This window comes from Tildeniella sp. (assembly GCF_059505325.1).
The window spans coordinates 87,342-105,659 of the sequence record NZ_JCACKI010000003.1 but is presented as its reverse complement, the minus strand read 5'-3'; the positions used below and the strand labels follow the sequence as shown (position 1 = coordinate 105,659).

Below are 18,318 nucleotides of genomic sequence, written 5' to 3'. Positions count from 1 at the left end.
TGGTGTTTTCAAGCTTTAAAGGGCATGGGTTTTTAGAGTCTCCATCATCAAGTTGGGTTTACTCGATTCCTTGTACGGAAAGCATTCCCCGAGCAATGCGCTCGATGAATTCGGAACGAGACAGAGAGAATGCAGCGGCTAACTCATCCAGCTTTTCAACTCCGGTGGGAGTGAGTGCAATCATGGTCGGCTTCTTGAGTTCCCCATAGAGCTGATCTCGCCCTTTCCGTTTCGGTTTTTGAGTCTCCATAGCTGCGGTTACTAATCTTATATAAGAAATTACCACGGACTGCCAAGAATAATAGACCAGAACTATCCACTTGGATAAAGTTGTTCCTCAGGCACGCAATAATCTCAAATTTCTACTGCTCGAAGCGTTACCAGAGAAATCTCATTATTGTGGGTTAGAACCCGATCACTGGACTTCAAAGCTCTGAACAGGCACCTTGAAGCATGATGCCTGGACTTCCAAGCCCGGAACTTGACCTTCAAAATCTAATTTTTGGACTTCCGAGCCTGAAGCTTCCACTTCCAAGCTCGGAACTTGGAGTCTGGAGGTCGAAATTTGCACTCTTAAGCTCGGAGCTTGTCTTTCAGAACCCGAAGCTTGCTCTTTAGAACCTAGATCATGTGGTTTGGAACTCGAAAATTACAGTAAAAAATAACCATTTCTGAGAATTTTTGTGCTATCGCTGTATCAAGTCATAGCCCTACCGTCATCTGCCCTATGAAAGCCAGTGAAGTTTTGAGACGCTACGCTGCCGGAGAACGAGACTTTCGCCGCATTGACCTACGGGGGCAGTCGTTTAAAGGACAGGATCTCTCAGGCGCAGACTTCAGCGAGGCAGATATCCGGGGAACAAACTTCACCAATACGATTCTAAAAGGGACAAACTTCAATAATGCGAAGGCGGGTGTGCAAAAACGCTGGTGGTGGATACAACAGGGGCTTGCATTTATAGTGTCTGCCCTAGCTGGAATCTTATCTGTATTTCCAGGCGCAACCATTGGAACTTTTCTTTCCGACAATAGTTTGGATAGACAAACCTATTTCATCGCCGGAATCGTCGCCTTAGGATTGATGATAATCACATTTATTACTATTGCACGTCAGGGCTTCATAGCTAGAACATTCAGCACAATTTCGATAGCTTTTGGTTTTGCTTTTACTGGCTTTATCGCTGTCAATTTTGCTTTCACTGGATCTGTCGCTGCCGTCCTTACCTTTGCCTTCTCTGTTGTGGTAAGTAGCGTTATCGCTTTTGTTAGCGCTTTCAGTTTTGCTGGTGCTTTTGCTGGTGCTTTTGCTGGATCTGTCACCGTCGCTTTTACTGTCGCTGGCGTTGTCGCTTTTACTGTCAATATAGCCATCACTGTTGCTTTTGTTATAGCTTTTTCCATCGTAAATTTTCTATTCGGCACCTATTGTAGTCGTCGCGCCTTTAAGGGCGACGGAAAATTTTCGATTGTCCGTACCTTTGGGGTTGCCTTTCGTACAACTGGGGGCACATCCTTCTGTGGTGCCGATCTCACCCATGTCAATTTCAATCATGCCATCCTAAAAAGCACGAACTTTATGAACACATGGAAAAAAGATCGTCAGGGAAAGCGATTGGAAAGCCAAACGGTTTTAAATTGGGTCAATTGGCAAGCGGCTAAAAAGCTGGACTATGCCAGAGTTGGCAATTCTATCCTAACAAACCCTGCTGTGCGTGAGTTACTTGTTACCCGCAATGGCTACAAGAAATCCTATATTGATGCCAATCTCCGCGCCACGAACCTGGATGGGGTCAATTTGGAACATGCAAACCTAACTTGGGCGGATTTGACCTGTGCCACACTGCATCATGCCAATCTGAAAGATACCAATCTAACCGAAAGCCTTGTTCTCGATACGGACTTCAGCGGAGCAACTCTCACTGGATCTTGTCTGGAAGCCTGGAATATTGACCACAATACTAAACTCGATAACGTGGATTGCCAATACGTCTACCTGTTGCGGAACCAGCAAGAACGTCGCCCTAGCAGCGGTGATTTTGCTCCCGGAGAATTCACCAAGCTGTTTCAAGAAGTCCTCAGCACCGTCGATCTGATCTTTCGTAATGGCGTGGATTGGAGAGCATTCGTGGCTGCCTTCCAGCAAGTGCAGGTGGAAAATGAAGACACTCCACTGGAAATTCAGAGCATCGAAAACAAAGGGGATGGCGTGGTGGTGGTGCGAGTCAGCGTACCGACAGACACCAATAAGGAAAAAATCCACAGTGAGTTTAATCAGCAGTATGAGCTTGCTCTTAAAGCGCTGGAGGCAAGGTATCAGGCAGAGTTGCAAGCCAAAGAAGGCGAAATTTCCCGTTACCGCGAAGATAGTGCCAATATGTGGGAGGTGATTAAGTTACAGGCAAAGAAACCAATTCATGTACAGGCGATCGCAGAGGTAAAGACTATGAGCAATAGTAATGACAGTAGTCAGACTGTGAATATTGGTGGCAATGTCACTGGCTCAACCATCAACTTGGGCGCAATCAGTGGCAATGTCACCAACGCCATTAATCAGTTACCTGAAACCTCTAACCCCGATCAGCCGGATCTGAAGCAGCTTTTGATACAACTGAAGGAAGTGATCGAAGCTGACCCTGACTTACCCGATGCTGACAAAGCCGATTTGCTAGAACAGGTGCAAAACTTGGCAGAGGCAAAGCAAACCGAGGAACCAGCACAGAAAGAAGGGCTGGCGCGAAGAGCAAAGAAAATGTTTGAAGCGACGCTGAAGAGCCTTCCTGATACTGCCAAGATCGTAGAGGCAAGTAGCAAGCTGTTGCCATTGATCCTGAAAGCTCTTGGATTTCCTGTGTAGCACTACGATCTTCACAATGTAAGTTTGACCGCATCACGTAAAGATATTGGGGTTTTTGTCGTTGATTTCGAGAAGACCCAAATAACCAGCTACCGCTGTGTCAAGCCGATTTATGGATGACATTAGCGGAGTCGTAATGATGCAAACCCTTCCTGCTTCCTCCCCGGCTGGCTCTTTCCCCTTTCAACTGACTGAGCAACAGCGTCAAGCTCTGGATGCAATGTGGACGTTCCTGCAATCGGCTGTCACGGCTGCCCTGTTTCTTTTAGTTGGCTTTGCTGGCACAGGAAAATCAACGATCGTGTTTCAATTAGTCAAAGTTCTGGTTAGCCAGGGGAAACGGGTGGTTCTGACCGCCCCCACCAATAAGGCTGTTGGTGTGTTGCAACGCATGGCTCTAGAAAACGGGGTGACTGGCGTAGACTTCTTCACGATTCATCAATTGCTGGGACTGGGCATGGTTTCCAGAGGTAACGAAAAAGTGCTGGCACCGACTGGAACGTCATACATTGGGCTGTTCGATGTTGTATTCATTGATGAGTGTTCCATGATTGGAGAGCAGCTCTGGCACTGGATTGAGGAAGCATCCAAAAGAACATCAACGTGGCATCCGCTGAAAATAATTCTGATGGGCGATCCGGCTCAGCTTAACCCGGTGAATGAAGGGCGATCGCCAGCCTTTAACATCACCAATAAAGCTGTGTTGACTCAAGTGGTGCGCCAGGGCACAGATAGTCCGCTGTTGGAATTTATCACGGCTTGCCGTTATTCAGTGACGAAGAGCAAAGCGCCCTTTGAGCCATTTGCAAAGTATCTACCAGATAAGAGTAACGGTTCATTGCTGGTAAAACGGCGATCGCTCCTCAAATATGCCTTCAAGAAAATCTCTGGCGAGTTTACCCAGAACCCTGATTGCTTCAGAATTCTAAGCTGGACAAACGCGCAAGTGGATTACTATAACCAGAAGATCCGCAACCATCTGTATGGTAAGGCTACCACTCGGTTTATTCCCGGTGAACGGCTGATCACGCGCGATCCGGTTTTAGCTCCTGATGGTAAAACGATTATCCTCTCCACTTCAACGGAGTTCACGATTCAGGAGTTTTCAGAAGATCGCTACAGCAATTACAAAGCCTGGAGGTTAAAGGTTGCAACCGATGATGGTGTCACACGTCAAATCTATGCTTTGCATGAAGATGAGCAGAACCGATTTGATGTAGAAGCTCGTCGGCTGATGGCGATCGCCAAACGTAATCCATTCCTATGGCGCGATTATTATCACCATTTAGAACAGTTTGCTAATGTGCGAAATTGCTTTGCCATTACGGTTCACAATAGCCAGGGGAGTACGTTTCTAGAAGGTGGTGTCGATGGACAGGATCTAAGTAAACGGCTTACCCCTGAGCGTGGTGATACGGCAAAAGACTTGTTGGCAAAGGTGAGGGAGCACAATCGCTTATGGTATGTCGGAGCCAGCCGTGCTCGGTGTCGGATTCTGGTTGTGCCATAGGATTTTTACTTAGGGAATGCTTTCAGACAGAATCACCTCAAAGTATTCCCTAAGTAAAACCAACTGCCAGAAGCCACATAGCGGATTCACCCATGATGATCTGCTTCCAACAACCTTGCTTACTTAGGGAATACTTAACGGCGTTTTGGCTTCACACTATACCCTAAGAGATTTAAGCATTCTACCAAGAAGCTTGAGTCATAGGTCTTTGGCATTTTTCATCTGCTAACGCAGGCATCCTTCGACGACCATTCAATCAGAGACACTGATTATGACTCAAGCATTACAACGATCGAGGGGCAAGACTGCAAAGCAAAAAAAGCAGGCTGAGCAACCGACTTCTGAAGCTGCGATCGCACAGCGTATCCCCAGAAAACTCACTTCTCTGGAGCAATCTACCGACGCACCAGAGGCGATTGAAGCGGAAACAACAGTCGAGGAGCCTGAAAATTCTGCTGAGCCTAAAGTATCGGCAGAGCCTGTGCCCAAGAAGTCAGCGAGAAAACGGGCAGCTCGATCGCAGCCAAAGGACACACCTGCAACGGAACAAGGGATGCAGGTGATTTGTTCGCAGAGTCAGTTTCATGATGCGCTGGCGATCGCAAGTTGTGCTGCCCCAGCAAAACCTAACCATCCAGTATTGGCAAATGTATTGGTAGTGGCAGATGCTAAAGCCCAACAGGTTCATCTGACTGTAACCGACTTAGCAATGACGATTCAGGCAAGCTTTGAGGCACAGGTGCTTTTGGGCAGTGAAATTACAGCACCTGTTGAGATGCTTTCAGGGATGGTCAAACAGTTTCCAGCAGGTAGCATCACGCTCAACAGTCAGGTGCAGGTCACAAAGCCAGCGTCGGAAGAGGAGCAACTGACTAAGACTTGCTCCATTACGCTGTCGGATGCTGATGGGAAGTATGAGATTCGAGGGATTCCGGCTGAGGAATTTCCGCCCATTGCAACACTCAAAGCGGCTCCAGTTTCCCTACCGACCAATGTGTTGAGAGAAGGACTGAAAGGGGTGCTGTACGCGATTAGCACGGATGAAACCAAGCGTATTTTGACAGGTGTTTATATTCAGATTGGGCAAAATGCCCTGAAATTCATTGCAACAGACGGTCATCGAGTGGCGATCGCAGAATTATCAACAGAGGGCGCTGGTAGAAAACGACGTAAGCGATCAGGAGCCGATGAACATACCCAGTTTCCGATTTCCGGCAAAGCGCTGAAGGAACTGATTCGTAACCTGGCTGATTCTGTTGACTCGATTCAACTGCTGTACGATGCGGAAGCAACCCGTGCTAGTTTTGCATGGCAAGACGTTATTTTGAGCTGCCAGTGCATTGAAGGGCAATATCCAGACTGTGAGCAACTGTTGGCACGCTACAGTTTTGACCAGGAAGTGGTGCTGGAGAAATCAGGACTCCTCAAAGCGTTGGAACGGTTATCGGTGCTGACCGACAAGAAAGAGAGAGGAATTCAGTTTCGCTTTGATGGAACGGCACAACAGATTCACCTCTCCATCGAGCGAGAATTTGGCAAAGGCGATGAAACCATCACTGCTCATATTCCCGCAGATATGACATTGGATATCCAATTCAATCTTAAATATCTGGGAGAAGCGGTTAAAGCGATTCCCAGTACTGGGATCAAGATGCATTTGAAGCAACCGGATTACCCGGTAATGCTGGTTCCGGCTGGAGATTTCAACAATCCGGAGCTAGAGATGGACATGCGCCACTTTCTCTTTCCCCTGTATAAGCAACCAGAGTAAGCTGTTGTATCTATTATGCTCATCCTGGAGTCTTCTCCGGATGAGTAACGTTCTTGGCTATTCGGAACATACCCTGCTTCAACCAACCAAGCCCAGCAGGTGCTGATGACGAGCAGATTCGCCAAATGTGGCTTTTAGCTTAGAAGGATTTCATCGGGGCATGAGTCTTATATCCTTAAGGTCTCGAAGTAGACGAGGTTATTGGGTTCTTCAGGCAAGACTGACCACTACTTGAATCAATTCTTCAATTTTTCTCTAGAAATCCTCCAGCGTAGGTGATGTCACACATGAAGCGAAGATATTCATGCTGACCGCAGGCAACACCCACGACTTGAAAATCTGGGTTAAAAGGATTATCTCGTTCACCTGCTTTTCGCAAACCGTCTCTCGTGAGAAATTCCATAACGGCAACTCTAGCTTCAGGAACTGCTGTTCCTACTGTAGACGGATCATAATAGGAAATATTTTCACCCTCTACACATCCAACAGAACCACGGCGACGTAACCTGTACTCATAGCCCTTACCGTCATCGCCAGTATGTCCAAAATTCTTACTAATTTTTCCTTGGTATTCTACATGATCTCGGCTAGCTCTAGACATACCTGTAGAGACACTGAAGGCAGGCAAAGATTGCTTCGATTGAACAAAATCGATAGCTTCATCCACAGCACGAATTCTTTTATCAGTAGGGATCAGCGGTTCACCATTGAGTTTTAACCAATTTTTATGGAAGTATTGTTTCTGTGACTCAAGAAGCTTTGCATAACCCCCAGGATTAGTACGCGCAAGATTTATCTCGTTAATAACGCCTTTCTCTAGTGCTGAGAGATTAGTAGGAGGGCGACCTGATACTCCTAAAGCTTGTCGATGTTGTTTCAGTTGTTCAGCTATGCTATCAGAAACTGACTTTGGAGTTTCGGGAGATGACCAATAAGCTGCATTGAGAAACTTCAACATTTCACAGGTATTAGCTTCTTTCCCAACGTTTATGGAATCCACTTTTCCACCTGGGTAAGAAAACTTTTGTCCTTCCTTAACCTGTGCTCCTTTTGGGTTTTCTTTTGATTTTACTAAAATGTCGCCTTCAAAGGCTTCGATGCTCACATTTTCAGTGAGAATTGGTTTCCAATCCCATGTACAGCTCCATGATCCCGGTGTATTTCCAGATCCAGATGGAGTGTCTCTAACTATGCATTTATATCTATAGTTGTAACGATTATCTACGTTTTCAGTTGTAGTAGACATTGGACTCCATACACATTCTCGTACAGCTCCAGATGGAGTGTTCTCAGTCGTGCATTTCCATCTACATGTTTGTGCAGATCCAGCAGAGTTCTTGGTAGCACACTCAAAATCATAATTATCAGGTCGGACATCCCGATAATTAGCATAGTCATAACTAGTAGATATATTGCTAGAAGTTCGGAGTAGTGTTTGTCCTTTTGCAGGACTGATCGCTAGATTATCATCTCCCTGCTTATCAGAGTTTTGCTTGTTGCCCAGTCCAATAATGCTAGCCGCTCTTTCAACAGGTTTTGGTAAATGAGAGAGAGTCTTACTTGAGGAATGCTCTATACGAAGAATATCATTTTCACCAGCATCACGAATACCATCCCTACTAGCACTACAAGCTCTACCACCTTTTCCGCTCCATGCAATTATAAAATGTCCTTGAATTTGACAGGGGAAAGTATAAGTGCCTTTATCGTAAGTTTGAATTATGACTCCTTTATACTTTTCGTCAGGCGTTACAAATCCAAAGGATGCCGAGTAATCTTTAGTTGGTACAGATAAAGAGCCTCCATTCTTCATTTCTACCCCTTTCGCAACACCTATACCTCTATCTTTAGGGTGTCGATGTATCCAAAAATCACTTCTACTTCCTTGAAAATTAATCACACGAGCCGCTGAAGGTGGATCAGCCAGACTCTTTATACTTATTACAGTTAACAGTAAAAGAGTACATAGTATAACCGTATGATATCTAGAAAAATGGGGAAAACATAATCTTGCAATAAGAGATCTAAAAGACAAGATAGTAATCTCTAAAAATCTAATTATCTTCATGTATTAGCTCCTCAACTTTACAACTTTTGATTCGATCTACAGCAGCAGCAATAGGGCGTGGAAATATTCGCTCCGTCAATGTCATATGTGAAAGCTCTGTACAACTTTCCGCTGCATAGTATTTTCCTTCCGGGTTGACTTTGCTTTTATTAGTTTGATCGTAAAAGCCACACCGCCAATCAGTAATACGTCGCCACATTAATTCAATTTCTTTCAATGTCTCGCAAGGAAGATAAATTGCTTCAGTTGCATCTAAGAGTCCATTTTTGTTTAGATCCGCTTCTAGTCCAGGTTTTCGCATTAAAATTCTATACGTAGTCTTTAAGGGTCCCTCTGTATACTGGTTTTCAAAATCAGTTATCGGTAAGTTTTCCTTTAGTTTGCCGAATTCACGGTCGGTTTTATGAGTGTTTAATTCCGCTTCTAGCTCTGGAAGATAATGAGCTTTAATTATCTGTGCTAGTGAGCTTTCAGCAGTATCTCGAAAGCTGTTAATTGCTTGTGTATCTTTTTCTTTAAACTTACTTTCTTTTCTGGATGCAGCATCTATAAAATTCTGAGCTGATGTAAGAGTGGCTTTATAAAATGCAATCGCCTCGTCAATGCGATTGTTGTTAACTTTTTGATTTGCTATCTGTAATTCTCTAGGTAAAATATCATACATTAATTCTGAAGTTAATGAACTACCACCTGTAATAAGGGCGGTAGTTAGATTCTCTTGAGATTGAAGCGCTGAAAACTGACGTTGAGCAAATAAGCCAAGAGTAACAAGGATGATACCAAGAGTGGCAAATCCATATCTGGTAAATTTTGCCTTATTTTCAGCTACATTACGCTGATTCTGACTTTTCTGGATAAATTTCTTCTCTGAAAGACTCATTTTATTAAATCTTTTTTCCAGCCAATCTTCAGCTTCTACTAAAAGTAGTCCTCTCAACAGTGCATCTTTGTCTAATCCACTGTTTTCCCAGGTATGTATTGAAGATCTTAAAGATTCTTGCCAAGTACGAAACTTACGGTCAGCAGCTACCCAATCCTGAAGATCCTTCCATTCTCGGATCAAAGCTTCATGAACGACCTCAATTGTATTTTCATTGATTATGGCATTCCATCCTGTTACGACCAACCTTGCTTTGTAGCTAGCTAGATAAGTAACCAAACTCCAGTTTTCATCTCCCACTTCTGCTTGAGTTGCTAATCTGCGAGTATCTTCTGTTCCTTCCCCTGGGTGCACCAATTGGACAAAGATATGTTGTGCCTGCTTTTGCTGTGCCTCACTAAGTTGACTGTAGATGTCTGCTGCATGATTCGCTACAGCTTTTCTGACACCGCCAATTTCGTTATAAGCACTATGAGTTAACTTCCTATTCTGTTTCTTCTTCCATAGACGACTTAGGGCAAACTCTAATAAAGGTAGATTTCCAGGTTCTCTACCTACATCATCTAAGATCCGCTGAGTCAGTTCCGACTCTAATGATATGTTCAATCTTTCAAGAGGCTTTTCTATAACAAATTTTAGTTCTTCTCGATTCATTGAACTGAGAAGTTGCGGCGTAAATCGCTGTAACGCATCTCGCAATCGACGGTTAGAAAGAACGTAACCGTAAAAATCTGCTCGTAAGGTTAGTACAAGCGTCAAGTTATCTTGGTTAATCGCATCTAGTAATATGTCAGTGAATTGGTATTGCTCTTCATCTGGACAAAGAGTATAGATTTCCTCAAATTGGTCAACTACTAGCAGCAGGCGTTTCCCCAGGTTGCGTTCTAGAATATTTGATGTAACCTGTAACAGAGTTAGCTTTCCTTGTACCAAATCTGTCTTTAGTTCTGCTGAACGCCTCATCTGTTGAATTTCGTCTAACTCAGGCTTAAGTAGCCTAACTAAAGCAGAGGCAAGTCCATAAAACGGTTGATTTTGTGGGCGGAAGGTGTCAATCAGCCAATTTCCCTCTACTCGTAACTGAGGAATCAATCCAGCGAAGACGACGGAAGACTTGCCACTACCAGATGGACCAATCACAGCTACTAATGGTTGTGTTTGAACTGCTTTAACCAGTCCAGCTTTAGATTGCTCATCACCAAAAAGGAATCGATCTCGCCCAAAGAAGAGGTTTGCATCCTGTTCAAGGAAAGGTAACAACCCCCGATACGGACAGTCCACATCGGGGTCAACTACTTTTTTTCAACTTTTTTAAGAAGTCGGCTAAAGGTTGGAAACATACGCCGCAGGATACCTTCTGTTTCAAGCTCCACTTCATAGGAAATGAAAGGTGGTAACAGTGGAAGCGCTGCTTTTAGCTTGGCACTAGAAGATTTTCCCGGCTCGTTCAACTTATTTCGGATTTCAGTCAGTAGTTGAATCACCTGATCAGGATATTGATTGGTATTATTTTGCTCAATTATCTCAACCGTTTGAATAACTTCAGTAATTGCACTACTCGCATCGACTTCATCAATTAAAAGTGAATCTACTTCTTGAGCTAAAAGTTGCCAATACTCTGCTTCATTTTGCTGGATTTGTGGCTTGATTTCCTCTCGGATTCGTTGCTCAATAGAAATTTTTGCCTCTGCATCATAAGCCATGATACGGCTTCGTTCCATGGCCCCTAATTTCTGGTACAGCAACTCCAAATTCTTTTCCAGATCGGTGAGTCTCGTACTTAAAAGCATTCTTATGAAGCTCCTATGATAGCGCTTTGGGTGATAGTCTCTAAGTATTGGATTTTCGTAACATCAGCCTTTTGCATTAGTTTTTGTAGCTTAAGCTACAGTTATGGTAAAATTAGCTCAGATATGTACGGCTTCTCAACAAGAAGATTTTAAAGTATTTTCGTGGCTATGGAATAGGCGTCATAGCTTGTAACCTGAATGGTTTGAGGTTTGGGTCGAGACAGTGTCCTCTCAATGCTTTTTAGCTTGGTGTGGTTTGATCTACCCTGTAGTCAGAGCGATCGCTGATCGCTTAGGTTGGGTTGACAAAGGAAACCCAACAACCTCTTGTTCAATTACTTCTGCTAGTTAAGCGATCACAAGCTAATCCTTACGTGCATTGTGCACCGAGCTGACAGGTAATCTTTAAGTTCGTTTCAATGCCATCTGTGGCTGGTGACGATCACGGTTGGACTTATATCAAATAATCCTCTTAAACTGAGAACGTTATAAAAAATTTGTATCCAGAGAGATCACCTGATCGGGTGCCAAAATACCTCCGACTGTGATCACTTCCAATTTTCCAGTTTCCTGGGGATGCTGCGTCTTGACTTTGGCGATCGCCTCCTCAATCCCTGCTGCCTGAGCAATGTAAATCTGCGTCTCGCCTCTCAGTACCCAAATCGGACTAGACCAGGTATGCCGGGGTCGAAGGACGGCTTTGTGGATGATCTGATGGCTAAACTGAATCAGTTGTTCTAATGCAGCTTCGGAACAAAACTCGGCAAGCTGTGACTGAAATAGTTCTTTGAGTGTTTCTGTTGGAACATGTGCTGTGACGTTTGTTGAAGCTGGCGGAAGCTCAGAACCCAAGGACTGACTCGAAGCCGGAATGAGCAAAGACTCAAGCTGGCGTTGAATCTGAGTGGCGATGGCATCAAAATCCGACTCCATCAAAATGTGTCCTAAATGCTCTTGCAAGAAACGCTTCAGTTTTTCGTCCCCAAGTGCAATTTCACGGGTGCTGAAAGAGCCTGCAAGGCTGTTTCCCAAATCTCGTCCACAACCAACTTCGCCATTGGCAGCGTCCTCTGCTTCAATCAACTCCATGAGGCGCTGATGGCGAGTCCCTTCATTGGGTGTAGCTTTCGGCTTGGCAGGAATCGATTGGGTCATGGGTCATCTATCCTTAGCGTCTCGAAGTAAACGAGGTGATCGGGTTCTTCAGGATCAGGACCGCAGTCGAGCAGTCCAAGGCGCAGCTTTCTATAGAATCCTAGCGCACCCGGCAGGGCATGTAACCCGATTCTGCCTTGATAACCCAGTTCATGGCTGCGGGCGACTGCAAAATCCACCAGATTGCCCCCAACGCCCTTGTCGGTCGGAGGGTTTGTGATGACAGGTCGGTTCCAAGGGGCGGTTGCCAAAGCACTGATGTAGACTAACCGCCGTCGCAACTGCGATTCAATCAGACAGCGTTTTTTTAAGACATCAAGCATCATCAGCCCTTGGGTGATCCCTTCGCACTCGATCGCGTACAACTCATCACCTGGGAGCAACTTCGATCGACGGCTCTTACCTACCCAGTGCCAATACTCATCGTCTTGACCGCTCCCTTCCAAGATCGGCTCCCAAAGAGTTCTGGCATCCCTCAAGGTGCTTGTCAGTCACCTCTGTCAGGATGGCATCGATGACCTGCTGGTCTTGAACTTGAAGAAGCTGAATGGTGCGATTCAAGAGAGCAAGAGGAGTTTAACAACGGCTCTCATCATAAGGCTTTAGGGCGCTGACCATTTGAACTATCTCTGCTGGAGCAAACTGCCCCTGACTAGGGGCGATCGCCATGATGATTAAACCGATATCACCATGCCCACCATTGCCTTACATCAAAAATATCGCCCTAAAACCCTGGCAGAACTGGTTGGACAACCCTACGTTCAAACCGCTTTGACCAATGCCATCAACCGACTGCACATAGCCCCAGCGTATCTTTTCACAGGTTCTAGAGGCACTGGTAAAACCTCTACTGCGCGTATCTTTGCCAAGTCTCTCAATTGTCTGAGTTTTGACGGACCTACCGATGAACCTTGCGGTACCTGTCAATCCTGCCGATCGATTGAAACCAGCAACAGCCTGGATGTGAGTGAGATTGATGCCGCTTCTAATAATGGGGTGGATGATGCCCGTGCCTTGATTGAGCGCAGTAGTCTTGCACCCGTGCAGGGACGCTACCGGATTTTTATTCTTGACGAAGCACACCAATTAACTACCCAGTCTCAAAACGCTCTGTTGAAGTGTATTGAAGAGCCACCCCCTCATGTAGTCTTCATCCTTTGCACTACGGAAGTGCATAAGGTATTGCCGACGATTGTGAGCCGCTGCCAGGTATTTCATTTTCGGGCGCTGTCGCTCCAGACGATCGCCCAGCACCTTCAGGAGATTGCGGATGCCGAAGCGATCGCTGTCAGTGCTGACGCTTTAATGGTGATCGCCCGGTTTGCAGAAGGAGGCTTACGGGATGCCCTTCAGCTTTTGGGTCAGGTTAGCTTGCTAGGTGAAACAGTGACCGCGAACCATGTGATTGAAATGACGGGTGGCGTTACAGCGACAGACTTGCTGATAGTGCTGGAGGCGATCGCCACGAACGATACCTTTCAACTCCTCCAATCAGCACGAACGCTGGTTGATTCTGGCAAAACGCCCAAACTGATTCTCAGCAGCTTGCTCCAAACCTACCGAGATCTGCTGATCCTCAAAGCGGCTCCCCAGGCAACAGAGCTACTTACCAGCCCTGTCAACTATAGCCAATTGAAGGCGATTTTGACTCATTGGGATTTTGATGCACTCAATCAATCTCTGGCTCACTTACAGAAAGCAGAGAGCTATCTTCGCAACACAACCAACGCGGCTGTCTGGCTAGAAACATGTCTGCTGAACTTGATGCCGATGTTGAGATCGATTCCCTTTAACTCTCCAGAGGCAAAGCAGGCAGTAGGCAAAAATGGGCACAGCCGTAAAGCAATCTCTGAGCCAGCTTCGGCGACCACAGTTCACAAGCCTACTGATTTAGCAGCTCTCTGGCAAAAAGTTGTAGCCTCGGCTAAACCAGGAACTCAAAAGTTGTTGACCCAGGCACGCTTGACCAAGCTACAAGGAACGAAGGCAATTCTGGAAGTTGCCCCTGCCTCTTTTGCAAAGTTTGAGGCGAATCAACAGGCGATCGCTCGAATGCTTCAGCGAGTTACCCATAGCCCGAAGCCGATGACCGTGTTGATCAGAACGCTCACAGCTACCAAGAATGGGAGATCAGTGTCAGCAACCCCACTTTAAAGAGATGGAGCTTCAGGCGTAAGCCTAAGCCGTGCTGACCAGACCACTCTTAGGAGTAAACGTTATTTGGGTCACGACACCTCGGGATGCGTCGCTAGTTCCCCGCTCTGTCGCTAATCGTTAAACAGTTCTAAGGTCACTGGAACAGTGCGTTTAGCCCAAAAAGCCCAGATAACAAGGTCAAAGCGAACGTTACTGAAAAGGTGAGACACAACCATGTCTAACTATGTCCTAGTTCTCGATACTAACAAACGCCCGCTTACCCCTTGTAAACCGTCAAAGGCGCGTAAGATGCTGAATGCTTGCAAAGCAGCTGTATTTCGTTGCTATCCATTCACGATCATTCTGAGAAAGGAGGTTAATGCTACCCCTGAACCTATTACCCTCAAACTAGATCCTGGTTCTAAAACAACTGGCATTGCATTACTGAAAGGTGACAAAGCGATCTGGGGCGCTGAGCTTACTCATAGAGGGCAAGCCATTAAAGCTAGTCTTGCATCGCGCCGTAGCCTGAGAAGATCACGTCGTCAACGCCATACTCGCTATCGTAAGGCTCGGTTCTTAAACCGTGTTCGTCCGCAAGGTTGGTTAGCTCCCAGCCTACAGCATCGAGTTGAAACCACGCTTACTTGGGTAAGCAAGTTGATCAAGCTTGTATCCATTGATTTAATTGTTCAAGAACTGGTGCGTTTTGACTTGCAGCAACTAGAGAATCCTGAGATCTCAGGGGTGGAGTATCAGCAAGGTGAACTGCAAGGATACGAGGTGCGGGAATACTTGCTCAACAAATGGAATCGCAAATGCACGTATTGCAACATCGAGAATATTCCCTTACAGGTTGAACATATTCACCCACGCTCAAAAGGTGGAAGCAATCGGATCTCGAATCTTTGTCTTGCCTGCAAGCCTTGCAACTTAAAAAAAGGCGACCAGAATATTCGAGATTTCTTATCGAGCAAACCAAACCTGCTGAATCAGATTCTGAAGCAAGCAAAAGCACCCCTTAAAGATGCAGCGGCTGTCAACTCAACCCGCTGGGCGCTGTTCAACCGCTTAAGGGAGACGAAGTTACCTATTTCTACAGGTTCAGGTGGTTTAACCAAGTTCAACCGGACTCGACTAGGGCTACCTAAAACCCATTGGCTTGATGCTGCTTGTGTTGGTCAAATCGAAACATTGAAAGTCTTAACTAGTCAGCCGTTACTGATGTTGGCAAAAGGACATGGCACACGGCAGATGTGTCGCACTGATAAATATGGGTTTCCATCGCGCTATGTTCCCCGTGGCAAGTTTGTTCAAGGCTTTCAGACGGGTGACATCGTTAAGGCGGTTGTCACCGCTGGCAAGAAGGTTGGTGAATATGTTGGGCGTATTGCTGTGCGTTCAACGGGTTTGTTCAATATCTCGACGGCGTCGGGACTCGTGCAAGGTATTAACCACAAATACTGCACGCTTGTTCAGCGGAAAGATGGCTACAATTACACATTTTAATGACTGTTCAGGAGTATTTTATGATTATTCTGTTGACTGGAGATGATCAGTTTGCCATCCGACAAAAACTAGAGCACTACAAAGCAGAACTTGACTCGCAGTGGTTAGAGCTTTGCTATCATCGCTTCCCATCCAGTGCTTTGGAACAGGCAATGAGTGTGGCACGAACACCCTCGCTCAGTGGTGGTAAACGGCTTGTGGTCGTAGAAGACTGCAATCTGAAGCAGTGGGGTGATACCCAGTTAGAAAGTTTGCAGCAACTGGCTCAAATGCCAGATTCCACAACGCTTGTCTTTCTGGCAACGAATGTAGACAAGCGCCTGAAAATCTACAAGCATTTGATCAAGCACGGTCAGTGCTTCGAGTTTTCATTAATTCCACCCTGGAGTACAGACCTGATCGCAGAGGCGATCGCCACTCAAGCAAAGCAGATGAAACTACGACTGCCCAAAGATGTTGTTGAATATCTGGCAGCGGCGATCGGCAATGACATGACCCGTGGTGCTTCAGAACTCCGCAAACTGGCAATCTATACGAATAGTCAGCCCGTCGGTCTTGCTGAAGTACAAAGCCTGATTCCTTGCCAGACTCAAAGCAATTTGCAATTAGCGGAGGCGGTTCGCAACGGGGAAAGTGAAGCAGTCGTGCGTCTGATCGACGAATTACTGGCTCGCTCTGAGCCAATGCTCGTGATGGTTGCGACTCTACTGACCCAGTTTAGAACCTGGCTATGGGTTAAAAGTGCGCTTGCGAGTGGTATCCAGAACAACACTGAAATTGCTCAACTGTGCAACGTGGGGAATCCGAATCGGCTTTACTATTTACGGCAAGAGGTCGCAGCCATGCCCCTCAGAACCTTGATTCAGGCGGTAACCAAGTTGGTAGATTTGGAAATGTCGATTAAGCAAGGATCTGTCCAAACAAACGCCATCTTGCCATCTCTGTTGGCGATCGCGCGGTTATTTAAGCCTAGTTACTCATTGTAAGTCCTCTGCTGAGATGCTTCCCCTTGAATCAGCGTAACCAAATATTGGGTGGGTAATTTGGCAAAAAGAGTCAGAAGCTAAAATCAACGACCGCTTGACCCGTAGCTTTTGGCTCTCAAATTTCTCATTTATGACGCATACTGACTTAATTTAATATTTATAAATTAATCTTTTCGTATCAATAGATTCCAGGAATCTTCAACATTCAATTCAAGTTCTCTATACTTTTTTGGCTCATATGTATACGTATCTAGCTTCAACAAAAGTTTATCTCTTTCTATTAATATATTTATCGAATTGTAACAGGTTTTTCTTAACTCTGAGAATTGTGTCTCCCTACTCTCCAGTGTAACTGTTTGCCCTTTACGAGTTGGGGTAGAAGTCGTAAGTGTAAAAGTTTCGGTTGGCATATCAGAGACATATATTTGACTCCGATCCCCAAAATTCACATAGCAACTATGTTCACCAATTTCAAAATAACCTGGCTTCCCAAGAAGCTTCTTTAATGCTTCCCTAATTCCCCCCAAATTTTCCTTAATTCTCTCGGTATTTTCGGGGTTTTTAAGTACAGGACTTCCAAGTAAATCACTAGCTTCTGTGCTAAATGATTCAGGGACACTTTTTTCACTAACTATTGGCAAAGATCTAGATAAGGCTGGATTTCCAGCTGTGCAAAAAATCGCGATAGTCGATATGTTAAATACAAGCAAATTTCCAAAAATTTTATATGAAATCATATTTTGTATTAGCTTTATTTTGAGTTAATTATAGCTAAAATAACTATAATTAAAATCTGTAGATAAACGAAGTCGCATGAAATAGCTCAACAAAAGAATAATATTTGAATCCTTTCTAACCATTAACATCTTGGTAAATTAATCTTTGTTTGTCAATTGATTCCAGTAATCCTCTCTATTTATTTCAAGATTTGAAGGCTGCTTGAATTGATGCCTATATAAATGTGGCGATAAAATATCATATTTTCTTATCACGTTTATTAATTTGTAACAGTATTTTCTATGCTCTAAAAGAGCCGTTTCTTCACTTTCTAATGTAACGGTCTGCCCTTCACGCCTTGGAGTGGAAAGTGTAAATACAAAAGTTGGCACATCAAAGGTGTAAACACTGAACTCGACACTTGCTCCGACGCTTCCAGCTTTCACGTTGATATAGCAACTACGGTCACCAACTTCAATATTACTAAAGTACCAAAAATTTTTCATAAATTCAATTTGACGCTCTATCTCTGCTTGACCGTCCTGTGGAGTTCCGAACAAATCACTAGCTTCAGTACTAAAAGACTCGTTCATTTTCACTTCACTAACTAAAGTATTAGATAAAACTGATTTTCTGTTTGCACAAACAGTCACCACTACCAATGTGCTAATGATAAACGTGTTTCCAATTAGTTTATACAATATGCTATTTCTGTTACTCATTGATGATAGCTTTTGATATCGTATTTTAACTGAATTGCTCTCGACAGTAGTTGAAAAGTTCTTGATAATCTGAAATGCTCAAAGTCTCTTTTTCACTGTTTTTTACGATGTGCATTCCAGTTTTGTTATCCTGAAGAGACTGGTAGGAACCTGAAGCATTTTGGTTTCTCGCTGAAGTTTGAGAGCCTGAGCGTAATGTAGTGAAGCCAAGGATTAGAAA

14 protein-coding genes are annotated in these 18,318 nt (G+C 44.8%); 6 read left to right on the top strand and 8 right to left on the bottom strand.

Features of this window, described 5'->3' with window-relative positions; translation table 11 throughout:
- Window positions 1–58 precede the first annotated feature (58 nt).
- Complete coding sequence (locus AC5JO6_RS01305; RefSeq protein ID WP_190574472.1) at window positions 59–250, bottom strand: ribbon-helix-helix protein, CopG family; 192 nt, start codon at window positions 248–250, stop codon at window positions 59–61.
- 477 nt (window positions 251–727) lie between these two features.
- On the opposite strand from AC5JO6_RS01305, the gene AC5JO6_RS01300 reads away from it, so the two are divergent.
- From AC5JO6_RS01300 to dnaN, 3 genes are all read left to right on the top strand, one after another.
- Window positions 728–2,854 carry a pentapeptide repeat-containing protein gene (locus AC5JO6_RS01300; protein WP_496079226.1) on the top strand — a complete coding sequence of 709 codons (2,127 nt, stop codon included), beginning with the start codon at window positions 728–730 and terminating at the stop codon, window positions 2,852–2,854.
- Between the two features lie 112 nt (window positions 2,855–2,966).
- A complete protein-coding gene (locus AC5JO6_RS01295; protein ID WP_496079225.1) occupies window positions 2,967–4,364 on the top strand; it encodes an ATP-dependent DNA helicase in 1,398 nt (465 codons plus the stop codon).
- 271 nt (window positions 4,365–4,635) lie between these two features.
- Window positions 4,636–6,135, top strand: coding sequence for a DNA polymerase III subunit beta (gene dnaN, locus AC5JO6_RS01290; RefSeq protein ID WP_496079224.1), 1,500 nt, complete (start codon window positions 4,636–4,638; stop codon window positions 6,133–6,135).
- A gap of 244 nt (window positions 6,136–6,379) precedes the next feature.
- Here dnaN and AC5JO6_RS01285 read toward each other — a convergent pair whose 3' ends face one another.
- The 5 genes from AC5JO6_RS01285 to AC5JO6_RS01265 all read right to left on the bottom strand — a co-directional run bounded on the left by AC5JO6_RS01285 (window position 6,380) and on the right by AC5JO6_RS01265 (window position 12,474).
- Entirely contained in the window at window positions 6,380–8,203 is a 1,824-nt protein-coding gene (locus tag AC5JO6_RS01285; protein WP_496079223.1) for a CAP domain-containing protein, read from the bottom strand.
- Window positions 8,190–10,364 (bottom strand): ATP-binding protein, encoded by a 2,175-nt coding sequence (locus tag AC5JO6_RS01280; protein WP_496079222.1) that lies wholly within the window; start codon window positions 10,362–10,364, stop codon window positions 8,190–8,192. Before AC5JO6_RS01280 ends, AC5JO6_RS01285 begins: the two co-directional genes overlap by 14 nt.
- Window positions 10,365–10,375: 11 nt before the next feature.
- A complete protein-coding gene (locus tag AC5JO6_RS01275; RefSeq protein WP_496079221.1) occupies window positions 10,376–10,873 on the bottom strand; it encodes a hypothetical protein in 498 nt (165 codons plus the stop codon).
- Window positions 10,874–11,359: 486 nt separating this feature from the next.
- The gene (locus AC5JO6_RS01270) at window positions 11,360–12,028 is read right to left on the bottom strand and encodes a hypothetical protein (RefSeq protein ID WP_496079220.1); all 669 of its coding nucleotides are present in this window, start codon (window positions 12,026–12,028) and stop codon (window positions 11,360–11,362) included.
- Complete coding sequence (locus AC5JO6_RS01265; protein WP_496079219.1) at window positions 12,025–12,474, bottom strand: hypothetical protein; 450 nt, start codon at window positions 12,472–12,474, stop codon at window positions 12,025–12,027. The genes AC5JO6_RS01270 and AC5JO6_RS01265 overlap by 4 nt, the downstream gene beginning before the upstream one ends.
- 244 nt (window positions 12,475–12,718) lie before the next feature.
- Between AC5JO6_RS01265 and dnaX the strand changes: the two genes are divergently transcribed.
- The 3 genes from dnaX to holA all read left to right on the top strand — a co-directional run bounded on the left by dnaX (window position 12,719) and on the right by holA (window position 16,659).
- A complete protein-coding gene (gene dnaX, locus AC5JO6_RS01260) occupies window positions 12,719–14,182 on the top strand; it encodes a DNA polymerase III subunit gamma/tau (RefSeq protein ID WP_496079218.1) in 1,464 nt (487 codons plus the stop codon).
- Between the two features lie 216 nt (window positions 14,183–14,398).
- Window positions 14,399–15,673, top strand: a complete 1,275-nt coding sequence (gene iscB / locus AC5JO6_RS01255; RefSeq protein ID WP_496079217.1) for an RNA-guided endonuclease IscB — start codon at window positions 14,399–14,401, stop codon at window positions 15,671–15,673.
- A gap of 20 nt (window positions 15,674–15,693) precedes the next feature.
- Window positions 15,694–16,659 (top strand): DNA polymerase III subunit delta, encoded by a 966-nt coding sequence (gene holA / locus AC5JO6_RS01250; protein WP_496079216.1) that lies wholly within the window; start codon window positions 15,694–15,696, stop codon window positions 16,657–16,659.
- A gap of 164 nt (window positions 16,660–16,823) precedes the next feature.
- Here holA and AC5JO6_RS01245 read toward each other — a convergent pair whose 3' ends face one another.
- The gene (locus AC5JO6_RS01245; protein ID WP_496079215.1) at window positions 16,824–17,396 is read right to left on the bottom strand and encodes a hypothetical protein; all 573 of its coding nucleotides are present in this window, start codon (window positions 17,394–17,396) and stop codon (window positions 16,824–16,826) included.
- 138 nt (window positions 17,397–17,534) lie between these two features.
- Window positions 17,535–18,038: a hypothetical protein gene (locus AC5JO6_RS01240; protein ID WP_496079214.1), complete on the bottom strand. Its 504-nt coding sequence runs from the start codon at window positions 18,036–18,038 to the stop codon at window positions 17,535–17,537.
- Window positions 18,039–18,318: the final 280 nt, after the last annotated feature.

Coding starts and splice junctions, on each gene's coding strand:
- AC5JO6_RS01305 (WP_190574472.1), bottom strand. CDS start 250: ATGGAGACTCAAAAACCGAAACGGAAAGGGCGAGATCAGCTCTATGGG.
- AC5JO6_RS01300 (WP_496079226.1), top strand. CDS start 728: ATGAAAGCCAGTGAAGTTTTGAGACGCTACGCTGCCGGAGAACGAGAC.
- AC5JO6_RS01295 (WP_496079225.1), top strand. CDS start 2,967: ATGGATGACATTAGCGGAGTCGTAATGATGCAAACCCTTCCTGCTTCC.
- dnaN (WP_496079224.1), top strand. CDS start 4,636: ATGACTCAAGCATTACAACGATCGAGGGGCAAGACTGCAAAGCAAAAA.
- AC5JO6_RS01285 (WP_496079223.1), bottom strand. CDS start 8,203: ATGAAGATAATTAGATTTTTAGAGATTACTATCTTGTCTTTTAGATCT.
- AC5JO6_RS01275 (WP_496079221.1), bottom strand. CDS start 10,873: ATGCTTTTAAGTACGAGACTCACCGATCTGGAAAAGAATTTGGAGTTG.
- AC5JO6_RS01270 (WP_496079220.1), bottom strand. CDS start 12,028: ATGACCCAATCGATTCCTGCCAAGCCGAAAGCTACACCCAATGAAGGG.
- dnaX (WP_496079218.1), top strand. CDS start 12,719: ATGCCCACCATTGCCTTACATCAAAAATATCGCCCTAAAACCCTGGCA.
- iscB (WP_496079217.1), top strand. CDS start 14,399: ATGTCTAACTATGTCCTAGTTCTCGATACTAACAAACGCCCGCTTACC.
- holA (WP_496079216.1), top strand. CDS start 15,694: ATGATTATTCTGTTGACTGGAGATGATCAGTTTGCCATCCGACAAAAA.
- AC5JO6_RS01245 (WP_496079215.1), bottom strand. CDS start 17,396: ATGATTTCATATAAAATTTTTGGAAATTTGCTTGTATTTAACATATCG.